The organism is Sulfurovum sp. (genome assembly GCF_041551015.1).
Classification (GTDB): domain Bacteria; phylum Campylobacterota; class Campylobacteria; order Campylobacterales; family Sulfurovaceae; genus Sulfurovum.
This window is the reverse complement of the sequence record NZ_JBFENQ010000122.1, coordinates 1-5,187: the sequence shown is the minus strand read 5'-3', so window position 1 is coordinate 5,187 and position 5,187 is coordinate 1. Positions and strand designations below refer to the sequence as shown.

Annotated in this window: 5 protein-coding genes; all 5 read left to right on the top strand. The window is 36.5% G+C overall.

The window, feature by feature from the left end; translation table 11 throughout:
• On the top strand, positions 1–3,016 hold a 3,016-nt coding region (locus ABZC96_RS08070), incomplete at its 5' end, for an EAL domain-containing protein (RefSeq protein WP_373030336.1).
• A 120-nt stretch (positions 3,017–3,136) separates the two neighbouring features.
• Positions 3,137–3,586, top strand: coding sequence for a toxin-antitoxin system YwqK family antitoxin (locus tag ABZC96_RS08065; protein ID WP_373030335.1), 450 nt, complete (start codon positions 3,137–3,139; stop codon positions 3,584–3,586).
• Between the two features lie 9 nt (positions 3,587–3,595).
• On the top strand, positions 3,596–4,267 hold the full coding sequence (locus ABZC96_RS08060) for a M48 family metallopeptidase (protein WP_373030333.1): 672 nt from the start codon (positions 3,596–3,598) through the stop codon (positions 4,265–4,267).
• A 37-nt stretch (positions 4,268–4,304) separates the two neighbouring features.
• Positions 4,305–4,553: a hypothetical protein gene (locus tag ABZC96_RS08055; protein ID WP_373030331.1), complete on the top strand. Its 249-nt coding sequence runs from the start codon at positions 4,305–4,307 to the stop codon at positions 4,551–4,553.
• Between the two features lie 82 nt (positions 4,554–4,635).
• Positions 4,636–5,100, top strand: coding sequence for a globin (locus tag ABZC96_RS08050; protein ID WP_373030330.1), 465 nt, complete (start codon positions 4,636–4,638; stop codon positions 5,098–5,100).
• Positions 5,101–5,187 lie beyond the last annotated feature (87 nt).

Sequence of the window (5,187 nt, the reverse complement as noted above, 5' to 3'; positions counted from 1 at the left end):
CAATGGATATAATAGTGGTCAATATCTGGCAAAGGCATTGATCGGTGATGATACAAAACTATTAATTGCTTTTGCAGACGGTTTATATACAAATGGAGAAGAGTTTCTCAATGGTATCACTTCTGTAGATGATAAAGTCATAGTTGCAGGAGGTCATGCAGGAGACAATAATCACTTTAAAGAGACCCTGGTCTTTACTAAAGATCATATCTTCACACAAGGTGCTGTTGCAGTTACTTTGAACAGTAAACACTTACATGTACATACAGATTATAGTTTTAACTGGCACCCAATTGGTAATGAACTTACGATCACTAAAGCTGAAGGAAATCGTGTCTATACGATTGATGGGAAAAGTACTGTAGATACCTATGCGCACTATCTGGGAGAAAATATCTCCAAGGGATTGCCAGCTATCGGTGTCGAATTTCCCCTAATCGTAAATCGTAATGGTGCATATATCTCCCGAGCGGCTATTGGTAAAGAGGATGACGGTTCACTGATTGTTGCAGGAAATCTATATACAGGAGAAAACGTAAGGATTGGCTATGGAAACACTAAAGAGATTCTAAAAAAATCACATAACATTCTAGGTACCACTTCTCAAAAACCTTCTGAAGGAATTTTTATCTATTCATGTATGACACGGAGACACTTTATGGGTGATGAGATTGAATCTGAGGTTTTCCCTCTTCAGAAAATTGCCCCTGTCTCCGGGTTTTTCACTTATGGGGAGTTTTTTACCTCAAATCAAAAAAATCTGTTCAATCAAACGATGACTTTGGTTTCGTTAAGCGAGAGTGACAAAATACATAAAATCACCTTGGACACACAACCGCAACACGTTGATATCAATAGTGCTTCCATCGAAGCTTTAACACACCTTATCAATATTACCAGTGAAGAAGTAAAAGAGCAGACTAAAGCACTCAAAGAAAGTAACCAATTAAATCAGCAACTGAAAGAGCGTATGGAGTTGGCTCTTAAGGGAAGCAATGATGGTATCTGGGATTGGAATATTCTTGATAACTCTGTTTATTTTTCTACCCGTTGGAAAGAGATGCTTGGATACAGGGATGAAGAACTTCCTAATGATGTATCAAGCTGGAATGATCGTATTCACCCTGATGACGTGGAAGAGACTTGGGCAGATGTCTATAAAAATGTAAATGGTGAAACAGAGTATTATGAAAATATTCATCGATTAAGACACAAAGATGGACATTGGGTTTGGATTCATGACAGAGGTAAAGTACAGTTTGATGAAAATGGTAAAGCTGTTCGTATGATAGGAACCCATACCGACATCACCGAGCAGAAAGAGAACCAACTTAAACTATTGCATCAGGCACAAATGATTCAGCAGACGCAAGAATCTGTCTATACAACAGATCTAGAGGGATACATTACTAGTTGGAATAAAGGATCTGAATCACTATTTGGATACAAAGTGGATGAAATCATGGGAAAACATATTTCACTGTTATATGCAAAAGATGCATATGAAACATTTGCAAAAAATATCCCTCTGCTTATGGAATTAGGAGAATATCGTTGTACTTTAAATCTTATTAAGAAATCAAAAGAAAAAGTACTTGCAGACCTATCTCTTTCTCTCCTCCTAGATAGCAAAAGTAATCCTCTCGGAATAGTAAGCTATTTACAAGATATTACTGAACGTAAAAAAGCTGAAGATGCATTAATTGCACAAAAAGAGATCTTGCGTTATCAAGCCCATCATGACGCATTGACAGGTCTTCCAAACCGAGTACTCTTTACTGACCGATTAGAACAGGGGATTGAAAAAGCAAAACGTCATGAAGAGGGATTAGCACTCTTTTTTATTGATCTGGACAAGTTTAAACATATTAATGATTCTCTAGGCCATAGCGCAGGAGACAGTGTTTTAAAGATCATAGCAAAACGCCTTAAAGACATTATTCGTAAAGAAGATACCTTGGCGCGTTTAAGTGGTGATGAATTTACGCTTATTATGGAAGAATTACGGCACTCAAAAGATGCATCATTATTAGCAGAAAAGATCCTGAAAACATTAGCAGAAGCTATAGTGATCGATGATCAGAAGATCTATGTTTCAGGAAGTATCGGTATCAGTTTTTATCCACAAGATGCAACGGATGCACAGTCTCTTCTTAAATATGCTGATACTGCTATGTATAAAGCAAAAGAAGAAGGACGTAATAATTATCAATTCTATTCTCCCAAAATGACAGAACTTGCCCTGAAACACATGCTTTTACAAAATAGTTTAAGACAGGCAATTGATAATAAAGAGTTTGTTATTCATTATCAACCTCAGATAAATGTACTTACCGATACATTGATTGGTATGGAAGCATTAGTACGATGGAAACATCCCTCAATGGGACTTCTTTGGCCTGATGAATTTATTTCACTGGCAGAAGAGACAGGCATGATAATTGAGATAGATCAGTGGGTAATGAAAACTGCCATGAGACAAGTTGCCAAATGGTATGAAGAAGGATTGCATCCAGGTGTCCTGGGGATAAACCTTTCTGTAAAGCAATTAGACAAAATCGGTTTTCTCCAAACAATTAACGACTGTATCAATAAAAATAATTTTAATCCAGAATGGTTGGAACTGGAGATCACGGAAGGACAAATGATAAAAAAACCTGAAGAGGTCATTAGAAAACTCAATAAGATAAATAATCTGGGCATAGGTATTTCTATTGATGATTTTGGTACAGGATATTCATCTTTATCTCTATTGAAGCGTTTACCGATCAATAGGCTTAAAATTGACCGTTCCTTTGTCAAAGATATACCAGAAGATGAAGAGGATGTTGCTATCATTAAGGCAATTATCGCACTTGCAGGAAGTCTTAAACTTGACCTTATCGCTGAAGGTGTAGAAACTGCTGAACAAAGAGACTTTCTGATCGATCATGGTTGTATCAATATCCAGGGGCACTATTACTCTCATCCTATGACAAAAGAAGATATGCACACTATGCTCTTAAATCACGAATGATAATTTTTGTATTTTAAGAAGAATCTTTCCTGCCATAGTTATAGATACCTCTGAATAAAAAGCAAAAAAAGGCAATTTATAGTATACTCATATTACTATAATTTAATATCAAGGTTTTTCATGAAAAAGCTATCTCTATTTCTTTCTATTTTTGTACTTCTTTTCTTAAGTGCCTGTCAGGAACCTGGTCTTTCAGCGGGAACGGTTAAAAAAGAGTACTATACTGGTGGCCAGATACGATCTGAATTCATTATGAGTGACAAGAGTGGACAAAATGGTCTTCGTAAAGAGTATGGGTATGACGGTCATGTTATCTCCACCGCAAATATACGAAATGGTGTACCTCATGGTATTACGACAGGATATGATGATAAAGGTCGTGTCCTTTCAAAGGTCAATTATATCAATGGGAAAAAAGATGGTATGTATGAAGCATACTATCCAAATGGTGATGTGATGGTATCTTATACTTATAAAAATGGTGTAAAAGAGGGTCCGGCCCAAACATACAGCAAAGATGGTTCTATCCATAGACGAGTGATATATAGTAATGATAAGATTGTCAACTAATCTTACGATATGAGTCTTTTACCACAATATACACATATCGTTAACCCCAAACTTAAACACATTTACCTTACTTTTGATAACGAGGGAAACCTCGTCATCAAATCCCCTAAAGTACCTCAACGTAAAATAGAACAACTTTTACTTAAAAAGGCCTCTTGGATCAATAATTCCAGAGAAAAGATACAACAGAAGAAAGGGAAACCTTTAGACTTTTCCAATATCCTGGAGTTGTATTTTATGGGAGAAGCATATCCTCTAACATTGAAATTGCATAACAAAAAAAGAGTAAAACTTGATTTTGATGGAGAAAAATTTACACTTTTCTACCATACTTATGACGAAAGACTTTTTCAAGCACACTTCGATCGATTCTACAAAATAGAGGCACAAAAGCATATTCCTTATCATGTAGCACTCTGGGGAGAGAAAATGGATCTTTCTCCTACACATTTACGCTTTCGGAAAACAAAAAGGCAGTGGGGAAGCTGTAGCGGGAAAAACGTTTTAAGTTTTAATACGATGATGATGAAACTTCCGCACGATGTGATACAATACATCACCATTCATGAACTGGCACATATCAAACATAAACATCATCAAAAAGATTTTTGGCAGCTTGTTGAACAGCATTTACCTGACTATAAGAAACAGGTCAATGAACTAAAAAACTATACGACGTAAGGAGTCTATTATCGATTCATTTTATCTTCTGGCTTTTATGCTTATCATCCTTTTAGGATCAGTATTTGTTTATATCTACTACCTCAAAGAGAAAAAAGAACAACTAGATGCCATCAAACGGGGATTTTGTCCTAAATGTCATCAGAAAAGTATTGAACTCACGGATCAACGATCAGGGGGATGTTCCGGTCCAAAACTACTCTCTTTTGAATGTTTAGAGTGCGGCTATAGCAATAGTTTTGCTGTAGAGAACAGTGATAGTTGTGGTACAGGTGGATGTCGCTAACCTTATAGTGCTTGACACATAAGTCTTTTCATGTTATAACACCTATCAAAAATAACAATATCACTGAAAACAAAGGCATTTTATGAACTTTAGTACCTCATCTTTAGATTTTTCTATCCTCCCTTACCAGGAGGGTGTCAATCCTCCCGTAACTAAACCCAACCCTGAATTTTTAACTGACATAGGCGAAGAAGGCATGCGTGCTTTACTCGATAGATTCTATATGGGGCTCTTTGAAAGCCCTATCAAAGATATATTTCCAAAAGACAGAGAAGAGATGAAAAAGGCAGGACAGATCTCTGCAGATTTTTTCATACAGATCTGTGGAGGAACTCCCTACTTCAACCAAAACCGTGGTGCCCCACAAATGAGAAAAAGACATGCTCCTTTCTCTATCAGTCCTCATGCAAGACTGCATTGGCTGGTTACGTTTGAAGAAGCACTCCAGCCCATCATAGAACAAAAATTAAGTTCAGAAGAGAACATACAAAGCTTTTGGAACTATCTCAATATATTTTCACAATGGATGATCAATACAAAAGATTAAAACCTCTTGATCTTTCTATGACAGTAAGGTTTTGAGCCTTTACGTTCATAATAGTCCTGATGGTATGCCTCTGCACTGTAAAAAGGT